This window comes from Paenibacillus alginolyticus DSM 5050 = NBRC 15375, from assembly GCF_000422905.1.
In the GTDB taxonomy this organism is placed as follows: Bacteria; Bacillota; Bacilli; order Paenibacillales; family NBRC-103111; genus Paenibacillus_E; species Paenibacillus_E alginolyticus.
Window position 1 is genome coordinate 90,338 of sequence record NZ_AUGY01000010.1, and the last position, 18,972, is coordinate 109,309.

The following is an 18,972-nucleotide window of genomic DNA, read 5'->3' on the forward strand; positions in this document are numbered from 1 at the left end:
AATGGTCAAAGAAACAACAATCGGCTCCAGAGTATTCGATCTTTTCCTTATCGTGCTGCTGGTTGGCATAGCGTTATTATGTGTTCTTCCTTTATGGTATACCCTTGCTGTTTCGTTAAGTGATAATGCAGCAGCATCCTCGGGGCAAGTTGGCTTATGGCCGGTGGGGTTTAATTTTAACTCTTATCATGAGATCATGGGTGACAGTAAGTTTTTTAACTCGTTCTGGATTTCCATACAGCGAGTCGTTCTAGGATCGAGTCTTAACTTCGTGATTATTATTCTGATGGGTTACCCCTTATCCAAAAACGCGAAGGACTTACCGTTTAGAAATGTGCTGATGTGGATATTGGTGTTTACCATGCTATTTAATGGAGGATTAATTCCTTGGTATCAAACGGTTAAATCATTAGGCTTGATCAATAATATTTGGGCACTTGTCTTAGGTAACAGTGTACCGATTTTCAGTGTGATTCTGGTTATTAACTATTTCCGCAATCTGCCTAAGGAATTGGAAGAGGCGGCACTTGTCGACGGTGCGGGGCCTTGGTATATGCTTATCAAAATTTTCATTCCACTGGCGGTTCCCGTGTTGGCAACTGTAACTTTGTTCAGTATCGTATATCACTGGAATGAGTTTTTTAATGGTCTTGTGCTGATGTCGAATGCGGATCATTACCCGCTGCAAACTTACATTCAGCAATTGGTCGTTATTGTGGATGCCAATACCATGACCGCGGAACAAATTCAGAAGATGAGTGAGCTTTCTAATCAGACCTTGAACGCGGCTAAAATCTTTATTGCTATGATCCCGGTTCTCATCATATATCCGTTTCTCCAACGATTTTTTATTCATGGGATTACGTTAGGGTCTGTTAAAGAGTAAGGGAACGAGGAGGCGTTATTTGAGCGAAAACATGCAAAATCGTGGCGAAATGGAACGTAGAGGCGTATTTCGCGTTTTTTGCCTCCGGAATGATCAATTTGCTCGAATAGCGTCCTCACGTTCCCTTAATTCGATTTCTAGAGCAGAATTCCCGAAATAGAGCATCTGCGTTCCGCGAACTAGCGTTAAGGTGGCATTCCATTGCCCATAGTCCGCAAAAGAAAGCAGCTGAATACAAAAACAAGGACAGTTGGGCAGGTATCACCTTGCAGCTCAGCTGTCTTTTCAATTTTCAGAAAAAGAAGGCTGTCCTCAAGTAGATTTATCTACTTTTGGGACAGCCATTTGTGTTTGTGTTTGTGTTTGTGTTTGTGTGGGGCATTTTAGATCAGGTGCTCATCTACTTTGAACTGCTTTGGTACGGATAGAATGACTTGGCATTAATATCGATAATGCGAGTGTTGCCAAGCTGATTACTGCGCATACGATGGCCATAGCATGCAGCCGCTGTGTGGTGATTTCATGGCTAAAGATAGCTCCTAGTAAACTGGAGGACAGGATAGTCCCCATAAATCTGGAGGTCATGAACAAACCCGAAGCTATTCCTGTCTCAGCTGCAGATACATAGGAATACAAAGCCGTCTGCAATCCGAGATTTTGGAACCCGCTGCTCAAGCCGAATACGGATAGGACTGCAAATATAGCTAAGGAAGCTAAATTTTCATGAATAAGCAAAATGAGCAGTGAACCCGCCATAACGATAAGTGAACCTGTGATTAGCGGTGTTTTGGAGCCGGAATGGTCAATCCATCTGCCAACCAGCGGCGTAGTGAAAATTCCTAATCCTGACAAGGCCAGCATCATCATGCCAACCTGCTGCGCATCGAAATGTCGGACTTGCTGTAAATAAGAAGGAATGCTGAACATGATCGAATAGAACACGATGTTGACACAAATAAACTGGACATAGACCAAACAAACGTTGAGATTTTTTTTCAAAAAGATCACATCAATAAACGGCTGGGTGCGCTTTAATTCAAATTTATAGAATAAATAACTCAGCACCAAGCTTGTAAAAAGATACCAGTAGTTGATCCTCTTTTCGAAGGAAAGAAAGAAAAATAGCCAACTTACGATAAGTGCTGCAAAAAAGGCAATTCCCCACAAGTCCAGTCCGCTTTTGGAGAGTGACTTGCGCGGGCCGTCTTTCGGAAGAATTTTGATAGAAAGCAATAAAGCAATGAGGATAACTGGAAAGTTAACTATGAAAATAGCTGGCCAATCCCCATACTGGATCAAAAACCCGCCAATCGATGGACCGAGGGCCGCCGACGTGGAAGAAAAAATCGACATCACGCTAAGTGCCCTCGCTTGATTATCCGTGATGCTGCTGCGAATTATCCCCATTCCCGCTGGGTACAGCGAAGATGTTCCTATCGCTTGAATAACACGAAAGCCAATAAGCCAGCCTATGCTCGGTGACAGCGGAGCTAGCATGGATGATACCGTAACGAGAGCAAGTCCAACTAAGAAGATTCGCTTGCGACCGTAGATATCGCTTATTTTACCCATAATTGGTTGAGCAATAGCGCTGGCCACATAATAAGTAGCGATCAGCCAAGAGATGGCACTATAAGTGACATGAAACTCGGTCTGCAGCCGCGAGAATGCAACTGAAATCATCGACGTATTCAGCGGATTTAAGAGCACTCCAAGGCCTACGGCTGTGATTAGCCAAAGCTGCTTGTTCTTATTAAACATATCATTTCTCTCTTTTCTCTCTTTTTTAATCATTATAATCCTATTTAAGTTGGACTGCTTGATAAAAATCGGTCTAGGATTGAAGAATGAATGTGTGCCTCAATCCCTTACTTTTTAAGTTGCCCAAAGATTGACGAAAGCCTCATTTACAAAAGGAAAATTATCGGCTATATTTATGTCAATTGATACATATTGTATCAAACTAGAAGAGGAGTGATATGCTTGAGAAGGTTCAGAAACTCGATAATTTTCTTCACCATTTGCTTGTTTGTGCTAGCTTTTGGCGTTGTTCCCGCAGCTGCGGAAAGTAGTAATTTCACTGTTTTTCTGAAATTAGATGGAATTACAGGTGAATCCGTAGCGAAAGGATATGAAAAGTGGATTCAGCTTCAAGATGTTTCATTCGAATTCGAAAATAGCTCTACATTAAACAGCAGTTCAACCAGCGGATATGGTGCAGGTAAAGCGGTTCGGAAGCCGATGGCTTTCAGTAAAAATTTTGATCTTTCTTCCGTACCTTTGTTTATGGATATGGTCATGGGAAAAACCATTGAGAAAGGCCAGCTTGTATTCGTTAAGAATGGCGAACAAAGGCAACCGATCGTAACCATCGATTTAGAAAGGATTAGCGTTAGTAAATATAACTTAAATAATTTAGATGAAAACATTGAGTTGAATTATGGAGCGATTACCTTTAAATACACAGCCTTAGGACCAGATGGGAAGCCTGCAAATACGAATACGGGCGGCTGGGATTTCATGAAGAATGTGAAAAAATAAGTTATTCACTTATTTGATTGTCCCTATCCCTTCTGACGGAAGAGGAATACTCTAGCATAGAGGAAGCCTTGTACGGAAGGAGGAATCCCTTATGCGTCTGGTTGCTAATAAATGGTCGAAGTTCTCCGTTTTGTTGGGGCATGCCGGCGCTGCCAAGCATATTCCTAACATGCGCCGCTTTAGCGCTTCGAACCTGAAAGCCATGCTGCGACAATATGCATTTGTCGTGGCAAAGCCGATCATTGGAACCGGGGGAAGCAGTGTATTAAAAATCAAAAAAACGGGCAACCGTTATTTGCTGCACAACAGCGGGTCAAAAAGAATATATCGCTCATGGAAAGAGCTCTTTTCCACGTTAAACCAGATCCGCAAAAACCGCCCGTTTATGCTGCAGCAAGGCATTGACTTAGCTACAATTGACGGTAGACCCTTAGATTATCGTGTCAAATTGAAAAAAATGGGTCGATCTTGGATCATCCGAGCCGTTGTCGGCCGATTGGCGCGTCCAGGTCTGTTCGTCACAAACCTTTGCCAAGGCGGCACGTTGCTTAAAGGTACTCATGCGCTGCGTCGGACTTTCCCTGCTTCGCTTGTCAAATCCAAATTTGATACGATGTGCGGAGTTGCCCGAACCTGCACGAAGCTGCTCGAATCTCGCTATCCAGGCATTGGAATGCTCGGTTACGATTTCGGCATCGACAAGCGGGGAAATGTATGGATTTTTGAAGTGAATACAAAGCCTCATTAGAGACGACAACCTGAGCCAATTTAATTGGTCTCAGGTTGTTTTGTTATGATTACACACGATTTTGATATAAATATTTTTATGAATAACCATCGAATATCTAATTGGATTTATAGGACATCTAAAGCTACAATAGGGCTTGTAACAACAAAACAGATACAGAGGAGAGGAAACAAAATGAAAAAAAATATATTAATCGTGGTCACATCAGCCAATCAAATAAATAGTGAAAAGTCTACAGGACTTTGGCTTTCCGAATTTGCTGAGGCCTATATAGAGTTTTCAAAACAAGGATTTGAAATCACCGTAGCTAGTCCTTTAGGCGGTAAAACCCCAATTGATAAAAATAGTTTGAGTGCAGATTTGCCACAAGAAATATTGGATACGGAACAATTTCTTGCAGATACTATCAAACTAGATGAGGTTAAAGCAGCGGATTATGATGCGATTTTCTTGCCAGGCGGCCATGGAACGATGTTTGATTTGCCAGATAACGAAAAGCTTCAATCCTTACTCAGAGAACTATATGAGGCTGGTAAAATCGTAGCTGCGGTATGTCATGGACCAGCAGGTTTGGTTCATGCAAAGTTATCAAATGGCAAATATCTAATTGAGGGTAAACGCATTACTGCCTTTACAGATACCGAAGAAAAAGCGGCAGGTTTGGATCAATTTATGCCTTTCCTATTGGAGTCCAAGCTTCGTCAGGCGGGCCCGATCTTTGTTGCCGCACCAGATTGGAACGATCATTATGAAGTGGATGGAAATTTAATTACAGGTCAAAACCCGCAATCAACACGAAGTGTAACCAAGGAAGTTATTGCTAAACTGAACTAATTATTCAATTATTGCCCCAAAACAGGACGACATTCATCTGTTGTCCTGTTATTTAATTTATGAATCAATATGAAGGAGGGAACAAACTTGAGTACAGCTAGCCTTTCCGATAATGCTCCAGTATCTTTACGCAAAGGATCGAAAATAGCTTTATACGCACTCACCTTAGGGGCTTTTGCCATAGGAATGACCGAATTCATCATTATGGGTTTGCTTACAGAAGTGGCAGCGAGCCTGAATGTTTCTATCCCATTAGCTGGTATGCTCATCACTGGTTACGCGCTTGGAGTAGCTATTGGAGCACCTTTCATCACGATCGCTACACATAAAATGCAGCGTAAGGCGCTATTAATTTTACTTATGCTTATTTTTATAGCAGGGAACGCACTAGCAGCACTATCACCGAATTACTCTATACTAATGATTGCTCGCATCATTGCGGCATTGACGCACGGATCTTTTTTTGGCGTAGGTTCGGTTGTTGCGGCGCAGTTGGTTCCCAAAGAAAAGCGAGCTGGCGCTATTGCTATCATGTTTACTGGGTTAACCTTGGCTAATATCCTTGGTGTTCCGATAGGCACGTTTTTGGGGCAAGCTTACGGGTGGCGGTCAACGTTTTGGGCAATCACAATTATTGGGATCATTGCACTGATTGGAGTTGTAATACTCGTTCCTCAGGTCAAAGTTGTACAGTCAAGCTTGCGTCAGGAGTTAGGTGTCTTACGGAGACCTGCCGTACATATTGCTCTTTTGATGACTGTGTTTGGATTCGGTGGCGTCTTTACAGCATTTACCTATATAGCGCCGATTTTGGTGGATATCTCGGGGTTCTCACCAAGTTCGATCTCCTACATCCTTGTCTTATTCGGTATAGGTATAACGATAGGAAATATTTATGGCGGAAAGCTGGCAGACCGGAAACTGATGCCCTCGCTTATTGGAATCCTGACCCTCTTAGCAATCGTTCTGGCCGTGTTTAGTTTAACCGATCAGAACAAAATTCTTGCTTTGATTACTATATTCATTTTGGGAATAGCGGCATTTGGTATTGTACCCGGGTTGCAACTTCACATGTTAAATACAGCCAAAGAAGCACCTACCCTAGCATCTACACATGAAAAGGGAGCCTTGAGTTTGAATCGAGGCTTTTTTGTTCATGAGAACGAAAGTGAAGTGAAAACAGAATGGAGCGGATATATAATAGAGATGAATGAGACAGTATCGTGCGAGAGGACCTTGTGAATGGCGAATTTTGAATGGTATCGAAGTTTTATCACTATTTATAAGCATAGTTCTGTATCGGAAGCAGCCAAAACGCGGATTATGACACAACCTGCGATGAGTCAGCATCTGGCTTCATTAGAAGCTGAGGTTGGTGAACCTTTGTTTACAAGGACTGCTAGGAAAATGGTTCCGACTGAACGTGGCAAAGAGCTTTATACAGAATTGGCACCTCTTATTGAGTCACTTGAGGAGACAACGTTAAGTTTCAAGACCGTCTCATCGCCTACACTTCCGGTTGTAAAAATCGGCACCGCACAGGAGTTTTTCAGAGAAAGATTGGCTCCTTATCTCCATACCTTTCATATGCGTGTATTTGCTTATTACGGGCTTGCCGCGTATATATTAGACCTATTAACTGAAGACAAGGTCGACATCATTGTGACCTCGCAAAAATATACAGCACCTGGTATTGAATATCTGCATTATGTAGAGGAACAGTTCGTTATAGTAGCTCCATATCATTATGAGGAGCCTGATTTCAATGACTCGAAGCAGCTAGAAGCTTGGCTATGTTCACAAACATGGCTTAGTTACGGTCTAGAATTACCGATTATCCGAAGATTTTGGAGAGAGAATTTTCAAAAAAGACCTCAAATGAAGCCAGAACATGTTTTACCCGATTTGCATATTATTTTATCTGCTATCGAGCATGGGGCTGGAATTAGTTTATTGCCTACATATATGCTGGCGAACTCCTTGCAAACAAACAAAGTAAAAATAATTTGTAAACCCTATAAAGTAACGAATAATTTATATTTTGCCTATAAAATCAAAAATTCAACAATACCAAAATTAAGAATATTGATTGAAGCTCTCAAGGGTAACATGCCTCCAACTGACTCCAAAAATGAAGTATAGCGGAACATCCATTCGTTTCGGGGGGAGGGAATTCCAGATATCGCATCGACGTTCCTCGTATTATCCTTGGGTTGCTATTTCTTAGTGGAGTAAAAAAGATAGAGGCAGTTCCAAAATGACAATCGGGACAGCCTCGTATATTAAATCTTAACTTATTTCATTTAAACTTAAAAATCAAAATGATCAGGGTCTGGACCCACACGGCGATGCTGATCAAGGGCAGAAATAGCAGCCATATCGGCATCAGTTAATGAGAAATCAAAAATATCTGCATTCGACTGAATGCGTTTTGCTTGAATGGATTTCGGTATCGTGGCCCAACCGCTTTGCAGCTGCCAACGCAGGACGATTTGAGCGACTGATTTTCCCACGCGATCTGCAATAGCTTGGATGACGGGTTCATGCAAAATCTCTCCCTGCATCAGAGGTGCCCAAGCGACTGCTTGAATCCCGTTGTTATCTAAAAAAGATTTAAGTTCATTTTGGACAAGTCGCGGATGACGCTCAACTTGATTAATAGCCGGTTTCACAGCTGCTTCTTTAAGCAGATTTTCAAGGTGGTGAATGTGAAAGTTGCTAACGCCAATAGCCCCGACACGGCCTTCATGATACAGAAACTCTAGCGCCTTCCAGCTTTCTAGATATTTATTTTCAACGGGCCAGTGGATAAGGTATAAATCAAGCTTTTCTACTCCTAGTTTCTTAATGCTTTCCTCATAAGCTGCTATTGCGCTATCGTAGCCTTGTTCAGCATTCCATAATTTAGAGGTGATGAACAAGTCTTCACGTTGAAGGCCTGTGCGTTTCAAACCACGACGAATCCCTTCTCCAACACCTTCTTCGTTCTGATAAATAGCTGCTGTATCAATATGTCGATAGCCAACGACAATGGCTTCTTCAACGGCTGAGATGACGGTATCGCCATCCTCGACCTGAAAGACGCCTAGACCTAGCCAGGGAAAAGCTTTACCATGGTTTAATTGAATTGTATCTTGTAAGTTTTTCATTTGATTATCCTCCTAATATTGGGTGAAAAGTAAGTCTACCGTGTTTCTGTTTATTTGATTTGACTCATGATTTCAAAGACGGCTTGCTCGATATGACCATTATGATTTCCGTTCCAGCTTTGCAGAAATACCTGTGAGTAGGATGGCAACGAGAACCATTAAAGCGCCAACCCATGGGGTATGAATAAGCCCAATGGAGTCGATAATAATCCCACCGACGATTGAACCAATAGCAATACCGACGTTGAACGCTGCAATATTGATCGCTGATGCAACATCGACCGCTGAAGGTACATACTTTTCAGCAAGCCCCACGACATATAATTGAAGGCCAGGCACATTCATGAAAGCAAGCATGCCCATTAAAATAACACCAATCACACCAACCACTTTAAATGGAGCAAGGAATGTTAAAAGAATTAGAACGGCTGCTTGAACAATAAACATCCAAAATAGTGCGCGTAAAGGATTCTTATTGGCTAATTTGCCACCCACAGAGTTACCGAATGCAACAGCCACACCATAAATGATCAAGATAATGTTAATCATGCCTGAACTTATGCCAGTCACATCGTGCAAGAGTGGAGTTAAATAGGTGAAAGCAACAAACGTCCCTCCATAACCGAATGCCGTAATAAGAAAGCCCAGAACCAAACGGCCATTGGTGAGCAGACGAAACATATCTGAAAATTTAGCAGGTGGAGATTGCTTGAGATTTTTAGGAATGAGCGCGGCACTGGAAATGAACGCAATTACACCCAGTAAGGCTACGCCCCAGAAAGTTGCTCTCCAGCCGAAGGCTTGCCCGATAAATGTCCCCAATGGAACACCGGTAACAATGGCGATGGTAAGACCAGTGAACATGAGAGCAATAGCACTGCCCTTTTTCTCTGGTGATACTAGCTGAACAGCAATAGTCGCTCCAATGGAGAAAAAGACACCATGGGAAAATGCGGTAATGAAACGTGCAATAAGCAATATTTCAAATGATGGTGAAAGTGCAGCGACAGCATTACCGATGATGAAAACAACCATCAGCGACATGAGCAAGGTTTTCCGGCTTATCCGATTGGTGAGCGCGGTGAGAATTGGAGCTCCGACCGCGACGCCAATCGCATAACCAGAAATAAGAAGGCCAGCAAGCGTAATGCCAATGTTTAAGTCACTTGCGATGGACGCGAGCAGGCCTACTGGAACAAACTCCGTTGTTCCGATTCCAAATGCGCTAATGGCAAGGGCAAGAAGCGCCCATGTTCCTGAATTTTGCTTCACTTTATGTTGTGATGCAGATTGTATGATGGAATGATTCATATTTTGCCTCCTACTTACATGTATTATGAACGGCTGTTAGCTTTGCTTTCGCCGCCACAAGTGCTATTATAAAACCGCTGAGGTGTTTTTGGTAAGTACGTACTTTTAAGTACTATAGGGATTTTTAAGGTATATAGGTACTAAAAAGTATCCTTCGAAGCGGCTACGATCTCACTCAGCTCAACAAAAAAACGCCAAGCCCTTCAATATCGAAGGATTAGCGTTTGGACTAGTCTTTTTCATTCCCGTTTCAGTCTATATATGTGGAGGAGGATCATTTCTTCAGCAATGGTTTATTCGGCAAATAGTGTAAAGTACGGATGTTGCGTATCGTTTTGGTTTTTGCTCGCATGACAATGGAATGCGTTTCAGCGCGCTGATCCGGTAAATAACGCACGCCTTCCAAGAACTCGCCAGGTGTTACACCTGTTGCAGCGAAAATAACATCTTCAGTCCCAACCATATCATCCATCGTCAAGATTTTGTTAGGATCCTCAATACCCATTTCAATACAACGGTCATATTCGCTACTGTCCGCAGGCATCAAGCGACCTTGCAGCTCTCCACCTAGACATTTCAACGCTGCTGCAGCAAGCACGCCTTCTGGGGCCCCGCCAGAACCGACATAAAGATCGATCCCCGCTTCAGGAAAAGCCGGAGCCATTGCGCCAGCGACGTCACCATCCGAAAGAAATTTAATCCTGACTCCAACATTTCGCAGTGTTTTAACAAGCGATTCATGACGAACTCGGTCAAGTATCATAACCGTCAGATCTGAAACTTGCTTATTCAGGACCTCTGCTGCTTTCGCGAGTGTTATTTCCATAGGATCATTTAGACTTAGAATTCCAACAAGTGCCGGGCCAACAGCTAGCTTTTCCATATACATATCAGGCGCATGAAGTAAATTCCCTTTTCCTGCTACAGCAATGACCGAAAGCGCGTTATTCAAGCCTTTAGCCACAATATCGGTTCCTTCGAGGGGATCAACCGCGATGTCTACCTCCGGCCCATTCATGCTTCCTACTTGTTCACCTATATAGAGCATGGGTGCCTCATCCATTTCACCTTCTCCGATAACGACAGTTCCCCGAATCGATACTGAGTCGAACATAGCGCGCATGGCTGAAGTTGCAGCTCCATCCGCACTATTTTTATCTCCTCTGCCCATCCAAGGAGCTGATGCTAACGCAGCCAACTCCGTTACTCGAACAATCTCCAATGCAAGTTCTCGTTCCATAGTTTCTCTCCCTATCCTTATTTAGATTTCACTAGTTTCCCATAATAAAGAAGGACATTCTATATTCTTATGATGAAAAGATTTAGCCTAATCTCCGATTTCGTCTTTGCTTACTATTATTTCTATGCATGATGTTCTCAAAATAAACAAAATACCGGGCTATTGCAGCCCGGTATTTTACAGGCATTTAACCGCGCAGCAAAATTATGCTAGTGTTCCGCAAGTTTGACTAGATTCATGAAAGCGCTTTTACATTAAGATAAACTCATAAATCAAATAGGGGGTAATAAATTGAAAAAGTTCTCGATGATTGCAGCAGGTGTAATTACTGTATCTCTAATGGTTTCGGGTTGCGCAGCAAAGTCTAGTGACTCAGCGAATAAGGCCGGCGATACGATCAAATTGGGTTGGATCGGTCCATTAACGGGGCCGACAGCGACGGACGGGACACATAGCAGAGATGCAGCGATAATGGCGATTGAGCAGTACAATAAAGCAGGGGGTATCCAAGGCAAGAAGGTTGAGTTGATAGCGGAAGACGATCAAGGAAAACCTGAAGAAGCGTTAAAAGGTGTTCAAAAGCTAATCAATAACGATAAAGTTGTTGCCATTGTTGGAGGCGCTTACAGTGGACCGACGAAAACGATTGCCACAAAAATCCAGGAACTCAAAGTTCCAATGGTGATTGCTTACGCCGTGCATCCAGATGCGACCAAAGGCGGCGATTACGTGAATCGCGTCATCTATACAGGTCCACTGCAAGGAAAAGCAATGGCCGATTATGCTGTCAACGATTTGAAGAAAAAGAACATCGCCGTACTCTACGTTGATATTGACTATGGGAAATCGATTTTTACTGCATTTAAGGAAGAGGCTGGCAAGCTGGGTGCGAATATTGGCATTGAACGTCCGTTTAAGATGGGGGATAAAGATTTCAGCTCGATCCTGACCGCGGTCAAAGCAGCCAATCCGGATGGCTTGTACGTAGTTGGTTATTACAATGAAGCAGCGGCTATCGTGAAGCAAGCGAAAGAAGCGGGAATTAGCGCTCAACTGCTTGGCGTCGATGGTTTCGATTCACCGAAATATTTGGAGCTGGGAAAAACCAATACAGAAGGTTCGACTTTCACAACTTCATTTTATGCTTCCGACAGCCGGTCTGTAGTGAAAATATTCGTCAATCAATGGCAGGATAAATTTAAGGATATTCCGGACATGCTTTCCTCGCAGAGCTATGATGCTGCAATGGTTATTTTAGAGGGGATGCAAAAAGTCGGGACCGATAAGGAAAAATTAAAGCAAGCTATCAATGATACGAAAGACTTGGAAGGTACGTCGGGGAAAATTACGTTCGGCAAAGATCACGAAGTCATTAAACCTGTTATTTTCATGACAGTTAAGGACGGGAAGTTCCAGTTCGTCAAATCTAAAACTTATAACTAACAATCAGCAGTTGAAAGGATGGATCCCATTGGTATTTATACAGCAGTTGATTAACGGCATCTCCATCGGATTCATTTATATATTGATTGCGGTTGGACTCACGATGGTATATGGGGTTCTTAAGCTGCTTCATTTTGCCCACGGTACGATATATATGGTCGGAGCTTTCTCAGCCATGGTCGGTATGACGTATCTGCACATGCACTTTCTAGTCGCGTTTCTGTTCGCCATGGTTGTATCAGGCGTGATAGGCATCCTCATCGAAAAATATGCTTACCGCCCTTTGCGGGGGGCACATCCGATCACTACTTTAATCAGCGGCATCGGCATAGCCATCGTGTTGGAGAATATTTTTCAAGTGATGTTCTCATCGGACACAAAAGCATTCCCAGAGACGGGAATCGAAATTTCCATCATTCAACTGACACCGTCGATTACGATTACGAATATGAAACTTATCATTATTGCTGCCGGTATTGTCGGACTAAGTTCTCTGTATTCTTAAATTTACGAAAATGGGTCTGGCGATTCAAGCGACATCCCAGGATTTGCGCGCAGCTTCTTTGATGGGAGTAAACGTCAACCGTGTTGTGGCTGTTACCTTTTTGCTCGGATCGGCACTCGCTGCCGCTGCAGGGATACTGGTCGCTTTGAACTTCAATCGATGTATCCGACGATGGGCTCGATACCCGGCTTGAAAGCATTCTGCGTCGTCGTATTGGGCGGTCTCGGTTCCATACCGGGAACCATTATCGGCGGTCTCATCCTGGGACTTGTAGAATCGCTAAGCGACGGCTTTATGACAGGGATGGTTGTAGATAAAGATGCGATTGCGTTTATCATTTTAATCCTTATCCTTCTGTTAAAACCATCTGGACTCTTTGGCAAAAACATCGAGAAGGTATAGGTGATCGTTTATGGACAGTCTATTGAATCCTTATTACGTTGATATCATCGTTTTTCTAGTCATCTATATATTATTAGGATTGGGACTCAATTTGATTACGGGCTACGCGGGTCAAGTATCGCTCGGGCACGCTGCATTCTTCGGAATCGGAGCTTATGCTTCTGCCATTTTATCGGTGAAAGGTGGGCTGGATACGTGGGTTTCGATGATATTAGCGGTTGTAATCACGTTCGTATTCAGTGCTGTATTGGGGCTGCCTAGTCTGCGGGTAAGGGAAGATTTTCTGGCCATTACGACGCTTGGGCTCGGATTGATTATTCAATCGTTCTTCAAAAACTCCGAAATTACCGGAGGTGCCTATGGGATTGATTCCATTCCCTCGCCTTCCTTGTTCGGCTGGAAACTGGATAACACAGGGTATCTACTGCTTGTACTCGTTGTCATGGCTGTCGGCATCTATGTTCTGAAAAAAATGACCAGCTCCCGTATCGGCAGAGCGTGGATGGTTATTCGGGAAGATGAAACCGTTGCGAAGGCGATGGGAATTAACACGACTTACTATAAAGTGCTTGTGTTCGCAATTGGCGGGGCTTACGCTGGTGCTGCAGGAGCATTGTTCGCTCATAAAGTGTCCTTTATCGGTGCGGATTCCTTCGGATTTTCCGTCTCGGCAACTGTGCTCAGCATGGTAGTAATCGGTGGCTTGGGGAGCATTCGCGGTACGTTATTCGGTGTCAGTCTCTTGTATTTACTTCCTGAAATGTTCCGTTTGTTCAAGCTTGATTTTATCGATATGAAGTATTTGGATATGTACAAAATGATCATTTACGGGCTGTTGATGGTATTCGTGGTACGTTATCCGAAAGGGATTTTCGGCAAGATGGGATCCAAACTTAAGTCCTTGCAGCCGCACAAAGCGGGAATGCCAAAGGACGGTGACAATGATGCTTAAAGTAAAAGGAATCACGAAACGTTTCGGAGGACTCACGGCTGTCCAGGGGGTTGATTTCGAGGTAAAGCAAGGAGAGATTGTTGGTCTTATCGGCCCGAATGGAGCTGGGAAGACGACGTTCTTCAATATATTGACAGGCATTTATAAGGCAGACGAAGGCACGATTGATTTTGAGAACAAGCCGATTCAAGGGCTTGCGCCGTTTCGCATCGCGAAGAGCGGAATGTCCAGAACGTTTCAAAATATACGCCTGCTGAAGGATGAAACTGTGTTAGAAAATGTGAAAGTCGGCATGTTCGGCCGAACCAAATCCGGTCTTTGGTCCGCCATTCTCGGCATGCGCGCTTCCAGAGTTGAAGAAGAGCAGGTGGCAGAATTGAGCCATAAGGCTATTGAGCTTGTAGGTTTGAATGGATTCGAGCAGGAGCTGGCGGGGAGCTTATCTTACGGCAATCAACGGCGAGTAGAAATCGCCCGAGCTCTAGTTGCGGATCCTAAGCTGCTGCTGCTCGATGAACCTACGGCTGGAATGAACGCAAAGGAAACCAAGGAAGTCGACGATCTAGTACGGAAAATCAGAAACAATGGAACGACGGTCATTCTTATCGAGCATAACGTCGGAATGGTGGTTGGACTGTGCGATCGGCTTGTCGTGCTGGATCATGGCGAGAAAATTGCGGACGGCAAACCGGAGCAGGTCATCGCACATCCGAAAGTCATCGAAGCGTATATCGGAAAAACGGACGAGACCAACGAGACTGGCGAGATTGACGAGGAGGTGAAGCCCATTGCTGCAAATTCGTGATCTTAACGTCTCTTACGGAAGCATTCATGCGGTTCGCGGGCTTTCTCTTCAGGTTGGTGCCGGTGAAGTTGTCACATTAATCGGGTCGAACGGAGCGGGCAAATCGACGACGGTTAATGCGATTTGCGGAACCATTTCTTCCCAGGGGTCCATTCAATACAACGGCAAAGAAATAAATGGCATGTCTACTCATGACATTGTGAAGAATGGGATTGTTATGGTCCCCGAAGGAAGAAAAATATTTCCTAAGCTTTCCGTAGTTGACAATCTGCTAATGGGAGCTTATTCACGAAAAGCATCGAAGGCAGAACTTACGCAAGACATCGATTTCGTATTTGGATTATTCCCGCGGCTAGCTGAACGAAAAAGTCAATTTGCTGGTACGATGAGCGGGGGCGAGCAGCAAATGCTTGCCATCGGTCGTGCGCTAATGGCGAAGCCTAAGCTGCTTATTTTAGACGAGCCGTCCATGGGTTTGGCACCGATTGTGGTCAAAGATATTTTCGAGACGATTCGCATCATCAAGAAGCAAGGATTAACGACGCTATTGATCGAGCAAAATGCCTCCATGGCTTTATCTGTGGCTGATCGCGGGTATGTGATGGAGCATGGGGAAATCAGGTTTCACGATACCGCACACAATTTACGAACGCAGGACAACGTCAAAAAGGCGTACCTTGGTCATTAATCTTTTTACTGAAAATAGCGCAAGTAGCAAAGGTCAACCGATTATTACTCGGTTGGCCTTTTATCAAACCCTAATTTCTTCCAAAAAAAGTATTGCAATAGACTTAAATTCGATGTACGATATTACAAAAGATAAAGCGCTTACACACGTGCTGTTCCTGCATTAAACCGGTTTAAAGAGGATGGATTATGTCCCCTCTAACTTATAGCTTATTAAGCGCCTGCAATTTTTTTGTAAATTCAATTAAACCGGTTTAACTCCATATATACTTAACTTGATTTACGACCTACATACTGCTCATTTATCTGTATTAAACCGGTTTAATGCATAATCTACCTAGGAGGTGAAGGGAAACAATTTTCAGAGCTTGATGAAGAAGATTGAAGTACCAGTATAATCATGGAGGGGATAGGTTTGAACAAGAATAAGTTGTTTTTTGTAGGGATGATGTTGATCTTTGCCGTTGTTTTTACAGCATGTGAGAGTGAAGGTGATCCAAAGCCAAGTTCAGCCGTTCAGGCAACGAAAGCTCCTGTTGCATCTGCACCAGTAAAAGCTGACGGCTTCAAAGAGGCCCCGATGTTAACTAAGCTCGTCGGTGCAGGCACGTTGAAACCTGTGATTGAACGTATGCCGGTTAAGGAAGATATCATGGTCGAAAAAGTAACCGATGAGATCGGTAAATATGGCGGCGATTGGAAGATGCCTTGGACCGGACCTAATGATCGTTGGACGGTCGGTCAACCTACAGAGGAGGCGCTTTTCCGTTTTAACAAGGATGGAAGCGCTGTTGAACCTAATGTGGCCAAAGGTTTTGAGGTGAATAAAGATTCCACTGAATTCACCATTTATTTAAGGAAGGGCATGAAGTGGTCAGACGGTATGCCATTCACAGCCGATGATGTCCTGTTCTACTGGGAGCACATGCTCACCAAAGAAACCTTCGGCAAAAAAATATATGACGCTTATTACTCCGTCGATCCGGTGACAGGGGAAAAAGCTTTAGCTAAAGTTACGAAAATAGATGATTACAGCTTTAAAGTCGTACATAAGTTTCCAAGTGTGATGTTCCTGGAGCGCGTTGCCATTGACAACAAATGGTTCTTTGCACCGGCACATTTCCAAAAAACGATACTGCCTGAGTTTGTAGGCCAAGATAAAGCACTTGAAATTGCTAAAAAATGGGGCTTTGAAGACGTCAAATCTTTCTTGGTAGCAACGGGCTATTATTATTGGGTAAACCCACAAATCCCGACTTTAAGAGCTTGGGTCGCTAAAAACGATCCGAATAGTGATCAATTTATTATGGAACGAAATCCCTACTATTGGAAAGTGGATAGCGAAGGCAATCAACTACCCTATATGGACCGCATTGTCGCTACCAAAGTTCAAGACCCCGCTCAAAGAGTTCTTGGTTCACTAGCGGGAGATTATAATCTTCTTACCTTTGATTTTAAAGATTTCACCGTATTGAAAGAAAATGAGAAGAAAGCAGGGTTCCGGGTGATGCCTTGGACCACGCCAACTTGGTCAAGTGCCGGTATTCAACTCAATCAGACCACGCCAGACCCTAACCTGCGCAAGCTGTTTCAGGATATTAAATTTAGAGAAGCACTGTCTGTTGCCGTTGATCGTAAAGAAATTTCCGAGATCGTTACGAATGGTTTAGGTGCTCCTGTGCAAGCATCGGTTCCGGAGGGCTTAGTTGGTTTCCAAAAAGGCTGGTCGGACCAGTGGAGCAAATTCGATGTGAATCGTGCCAATCAATTATTGGATGAGTTAGGTTTGACGAAACGGGATAAAAATAATTTCCGTTTGAATGCAGACGGCTCGGATTTAACGATAACGTTTATTGAAGGCAGCACGAACTCAGCAACTTTTCTAGAATTAGTTAAAAAGTATTATCAAGCAGTAGGGATTAAGATGGACGTTAAGGTTGTGGATGCAGGAACTCAGCAAGAACTCAAGTACTCGAATAAGATTCCAGCGACAACTGAAAATATTTCATTAGTCAATGTAGCCTTCCGGCCTGATACGCTTGTTCCTCTGAGAGTGCTGACTCCTTGGTTCGGACATTACGGATTGTTTACTTCATCCAATGGCAAAGAAGGCGTCAAACCAGAAGGTGATGTAGCCTTAATTCTGGACTACTGGAACAAAGTGAAATCATCTACAAGTAAAGAGGAAATTAATAAATGGGGAAATGAGATCATTAAGCTTCATCAAAAGAATCAATGGATTATTGGTTATGCCGGTCCAACTCCAACGCTGGTTGTCGCTTCAAATAAAATGGGTAACATACCGAAAGATTTGGTTTTCTCGGATGAATTCCGCAGCTTAGGGCATGGTCATCCTTCGCAATTTTATATTAAACCCTAAGTTAAACCTGTAACCAATAAGGGGGAACTTAACTTTCCCCTTATTGTCTTTAACAGCATCTTCGAATTGAGTTGAGAGGATTGGATAGAGATGCTCCAATATATTGTAAGAAGAATCATTCTGGTAATTCCCGTCGTTATTTTTATATCAATGATCGTCTTCTACATCATTCAACTGCCGCCCGGTGACTATGTATCGACTTATGCGGCTAAGATGTCTGTGGCAGGCGATGTCATGACGCAACAAGATATGGATGAAATGAGAGCAAGCTTAAGATTGGATCAACCATGGTTTATGCAATACCTAGCGTGGATGAAAAATATTATTTTTAATTTCGACTTCGGGTATTCCTTCAGTTATAACAAACCAGTTATGGCCGTCATATCGCAATACATGGGGTTAACGATCATCGTTTCTCTGGTAACGATGGCCTTTACCTATGCGGTAGCAATCCCCATCGGTATTTACTGTGCGGTAAGACAATATTCGATTGGTGATTATATTTTTTCAGCAATAGGCTTTCTTGGCATGGCTACCCCTCATTTCTTGATGGCTATTATTTTAATGTACCTCTCTTATGTATATTTTGGCGATCCTCTGCTTGGTCTATTTTCCAATGAATTCGTCAATGCAGGATGGTCGATGGACAAGATTCTTGATTTACTGAAGCATATGATTATCCCTGTTATTGTGATTGGTTTGGCAAACACGGCAGAGCTGATTCGAGTCATGAGAGGCCAAATGCTGGACGAATTGAATAAGCCGAATGTGGTGACCGCAAGATCAAAGGGCTTATCGGAAACGAAAATTTTGCTTAAGTATCCGACGCGTGCCGCTATGAATCCAATCGTTAGTACCATTGGATGGTCACTAACCTCCATTTTCACAGGTTCTACAATTACGGCGATCGTATTGAATTTACCCATTCAAGGCCCCGTTATGTATAACGCATTACTAGCTCAGGATATGTATTTGGCAGGTACCTGGTTATTGTTTATGGCTGTGTTAACGGTTATAGGGACATTGATTTCGGACATTTTATTGGCATGGCTCGATCCAAAAATTCGCACAGAGTTCAGAGGTACGTAA

The 18,972-nt window shown here is 43.3% G+C and carries 17 protein-coding genes and 2 pseudogenes; 15 read left to right on the plus strand and 4 right to left on the minus strand.

Annotation, left to right across the window (positions count from 1 at the left end):
- The first annotated feature begins 1 nt into the window (after position 1).
- Positions 2 to 886 carry a carbohydrate ABC transporter permease gene (locus tag G519_RS0104920; RefSeq protein WP_029193739.1) on the plus strand — a complete coding sequence of 295 codons (885 nt, stop codon included), beginning with the start codon at positions 2 to 4 and terminating at the stop codon, positions 884 to 886.
- A 396-nt stretch (positions 887 to 1,282) separates the two neighbouring features.
- Here the strand turns inward: G519_RS0104920 and G519_RS0104925 are convergent, their stop codons facing one another.
- Entirely contained in the window at positions 1,283 to 2,647 is a 1,365-nt protein-coding gene (locus tag G519_RS0104925) for an MFS transporter (RefSeq protein ID WP_029193740.1), read from the minus strand.
- Positions 2,648 to 2,869: 222 nt separating this feature from the next.
- Between G519_RS0104925 and G519_RS47235 the strand changes: the two genes are divergently transcribed.
- From G519_RS47235 to G519_RS0104950, 5 genes are all read left to right on the plus strand, one after another.
- Positions 2,870 to 3,427, plus strand: coding sequence for an Hcp family type VI secretion system effector (locus tag G519_RS47235; protein ID WP_051253067.1), 558 nt, complete (start codon positions 2,870 to 2,872; stop codon positions 3,425 to 3,427).
- Between the two features lie 91 nt (positions 3,428 to 3,518).
- Complete coding sequence (locus tag G519_RS0104935) at positions 3,519 to 4,175, plus strand: YheC/YheD family protein (RefSeq protein WP_029193741.1); 657 nt, start codon at positions 3,519 to 3,521, stop codon at positions 4,173 to 4,175.
- Positions 4,176 to 4,349: 174 nt separating this feature from the next.
- On the plus strand, positions 4,350 to 5,009 hold the full coding sequence (locus tag G519_RS0104940) for a type 1 glutamine amidotransferase domain-containing protein (protein ID WP_029193742.1): 660 nt from the start codon (positions 4,350 to 4,352) through the stop codon (positions 5,007 to 5,009).
- Positions 5,010 to 5,096: 87 nt separating this feature from the next.
- Complete coding sequence (locus G519_RS41745) at positions 5,097 to 6,251, plus strand: MFS transporter (protein WP_084160028.1); 1,155 nt, start codon at positions 5,097 to 5,099, stop codon at positions 6,249 to 6,251.
- A complete protein-coding gene (locus tag G519_RS0104950; RefSeq protein WP_029193743.1) occupies positions 6,252 to 7,151 on the plus strand; it encodes a LysR family transcriptional regulator in 900 nt (299 codons plus the stop codon).
- Between the two features lie 167 nt (positions 7,152 to 7,318).
- On the opposite strand, the gene G519_RS0104955 is transcribed toward G519_RS0104950, so the two are convergent.
- The 3 genes from G519_RS0104955 to glpX form a co-directional block, all read right to left on the minus strand.
- Entirely contained in the window at positions 7,319 to 8,158 is an 840-nt protein-coding gene (locus tag G519_RS0104955) for an aldo/keto reductase (protein WP_029193744.1), read from the minus strand.
- Between the two features lie 99 nt (positions 8,159 to 8,257).
- Positions 8,258 to 9,469 carry an MFS transporter gene (locus tag G519_RS0104960; RefSeq protein WP_127528313.1) on the minus strand — a complete coding sequence of 404 codons (1,212 nt, stop codon included), beginning with the start codon at positions 9,467 to 9,469 and terminating at the stop codon, positions 8,258 to 8,260.
- 274 nt (positions 9,470 to 9,743) lie between these two features.
- A complete protein-coding gene (gene glpX, locus G519_RS0104965) occupies positions 9,744 to 10,709 on the minus strand; it encodes a class II fructose-bisphosphatase (protein WP_029193746.1) in 966 nt (321 codons plus the stop codon).
- A 291-nt stretch (positions 10,710 to 11,000) separates the two neighbouring features.
- Between glpX and G519_RS0104970 the strand changes: the two genes are divergently transcribed.
- The 9 genes and pseudogenes from G519_RS0104970 to G519_RS0105000 all read left to right on the plus strand — a co-directional run bounded on the left by G519_RS0104970 (position 11,001) and on the right by G519_RS0105000 (position 18,972).
- Entirely contained in the window at positions 11,001 to 12,152 is a 1,152-nt protein-coding gene (locus G519_RS0104970) for an ABC transporter substrate-binding protein (RefSeq protein WP_029193747.1), read from the plus strand.
- 28 nt (positions 12,153 to 12,180) lie between these two features.
- Positions 12,181 to 12,657 (plus strand): branched-chain amino acid ABC transporter permease, encoded by a 477-nt coding sequence (locus G519_RS52890; RefSeq protein ID WP_244937250.1) that lies wholly within the window; start codon positions 12,181 to 12,183, stop codon positions 12,655 to 12,657.
- Between the two features lie 10 nt (positions 12,658 to 12,667).
- Positions 12,668 to 13,059: pseudogene (locus G519_RS52895) on the plus strand (ABC transporter permease subunit).
- A gap of 10 nt (positions 13,060 to 13,069) precedes the next feature.
- Positions 13,070 to 14,011 carry a branched-chain amino acid ABC transporter permease gene (locus G519_RS0104980; protein ID WP_029193748.1) on the plus strand — a complete coding sequence of 314 codons (942 nt, stop codon included), beginning with the start codon at positions 13,070 to 13,072 and terminating at the stop codon, positions 14,009 to 14,011.
- Positions 14,004 to 14,538 (plus strand): annotated as a pseudogene (locus G519_RS41755) (ABC transporter ATP-binding protein); the annotation flags it as partial. The gene G519_RS0104980 and the pseudogene G519_RS41755, both read left to right, overlap by 8 nt.
- Before the next feature lie 95 nt (positions 14,539 to 14,633).
- A complete protein-coding gene (locus tag G519_RS53465; RefSeq protein ID WP_409371988.1) occupies positions 14,634 to 14,816 on the plus strand; it encodes an ABC transporter ATP-binding protein C-terminal domain-containing protein in 183 nt (60 codons plus the stop codon).
- Positions 14,800 to 15,504, plus strand: coding sequence for an ABC transporter ATP-binding protein (locus G519_RS0104990; protein ID WP_029193749.1), 705 nt, complete (start codon positions 14,800 to 14,802; stop codon positions 15,502 to 15,504). The genes G519_RS53465 and G519_RS0104990 overlap by 17 nt, the downstream gene beginning before the upstream one ends.
- Positions 15,505 to 15,918: 414 nt before the next feature.
- Complete coding sequence (locus G519_RS41760; RefSeq protein ID WP_244280016.1) at positions 15,919 to 17,883, plus strand: ABC transporter substrate-binding protein; 1,965 nt, start codon at positions 15,919 to 15,921, stop codon at positions 17,881 to 17,883.
- Between the two features lie 90 nt (positions 17,884 to 17,973).
- Positions 17,974 to 18,972, plus strand: coding sequence for an ABC transporter permease (locus tag G519_RS0105000; protein WP_029193751.1), 999 nt, complete (start codon positions 17,974 to 17,976; stop codon positions 18,970 to 18,972).

Coding starts and splice junctions, on each gene's coding strand:
- G519_RS0104920 (WP_029193739.1), top strand. CDS start 2: ATGGTCAAAGAAACAACAATCGGCTCCAGAGTATTCGATCTTTTCCTT.
- G519_RS0104925 (WP_029193740.1), bottom strand. CDS start 2,647: ATGTTTAATAAGAACAAGCAGCTTTGGCTAATCACAGCCGTAGGCCTT.
- G519_RS0104935 (WP_029193741.1), top strand. CDS start 3,519: ATGCGTCTGGTTGCTAATAAATGGTCGAAGTTCTCCGTTTTGTTGGGG.
- G519_RS0104940 (WP_029193742.1), top strand. CDS start 4,350: ATGAAAAAAAATATATTAATCGTGGTCACATCAGCCAATCAAATAAAT.
- G519_RS0104950 (WP_029193743.1), top strand. CDS start 6,252: ATGGCGAATTTTGAATGGTATCGAAGTTTTATCACTATTTATAAGCAT.
- G519_RS0104955 (WP_029193744.1), bottom strand. CDS start 8,158: ATGAAAAACTTACAAGATACAATTCAATTAAACCATGGTAAAGCTTTT.
- G519_RS0104960 (WP_127528313.1), bottom strand. CDS start 9,469: ATGAATCATTCCATCATACAATCTGCATCACAACATAAAGTGAAGCAA.
- glpX (WP_029193746.1), bottom strand. CDS start 10,709: ATGGAACGAGAACTTGCATTGGAGATTGTTCGAGTAACGGAGTTGGCT.
- G519_RS0104980 (WP_029193748.1), top strand. CDS start 13,070: ATGGACAGTCTATTGAATCCTTATTACGTTGATATCATCGTTTTTCTA.
- G519_RS53465 (WP_409371988.1), top strand. CDS start 14,634: ATGGTGGTTGGACTGTGCGATCGGCTTGTCGTGCTGGATCATGGCGAG.
- G519_RS0105000 (WP_029193751.1), top strand. CDS start 17,974: ATGCTCCAATATATTGTAAGAAGAATCATTCTGGTAATTCCCGTCGTT.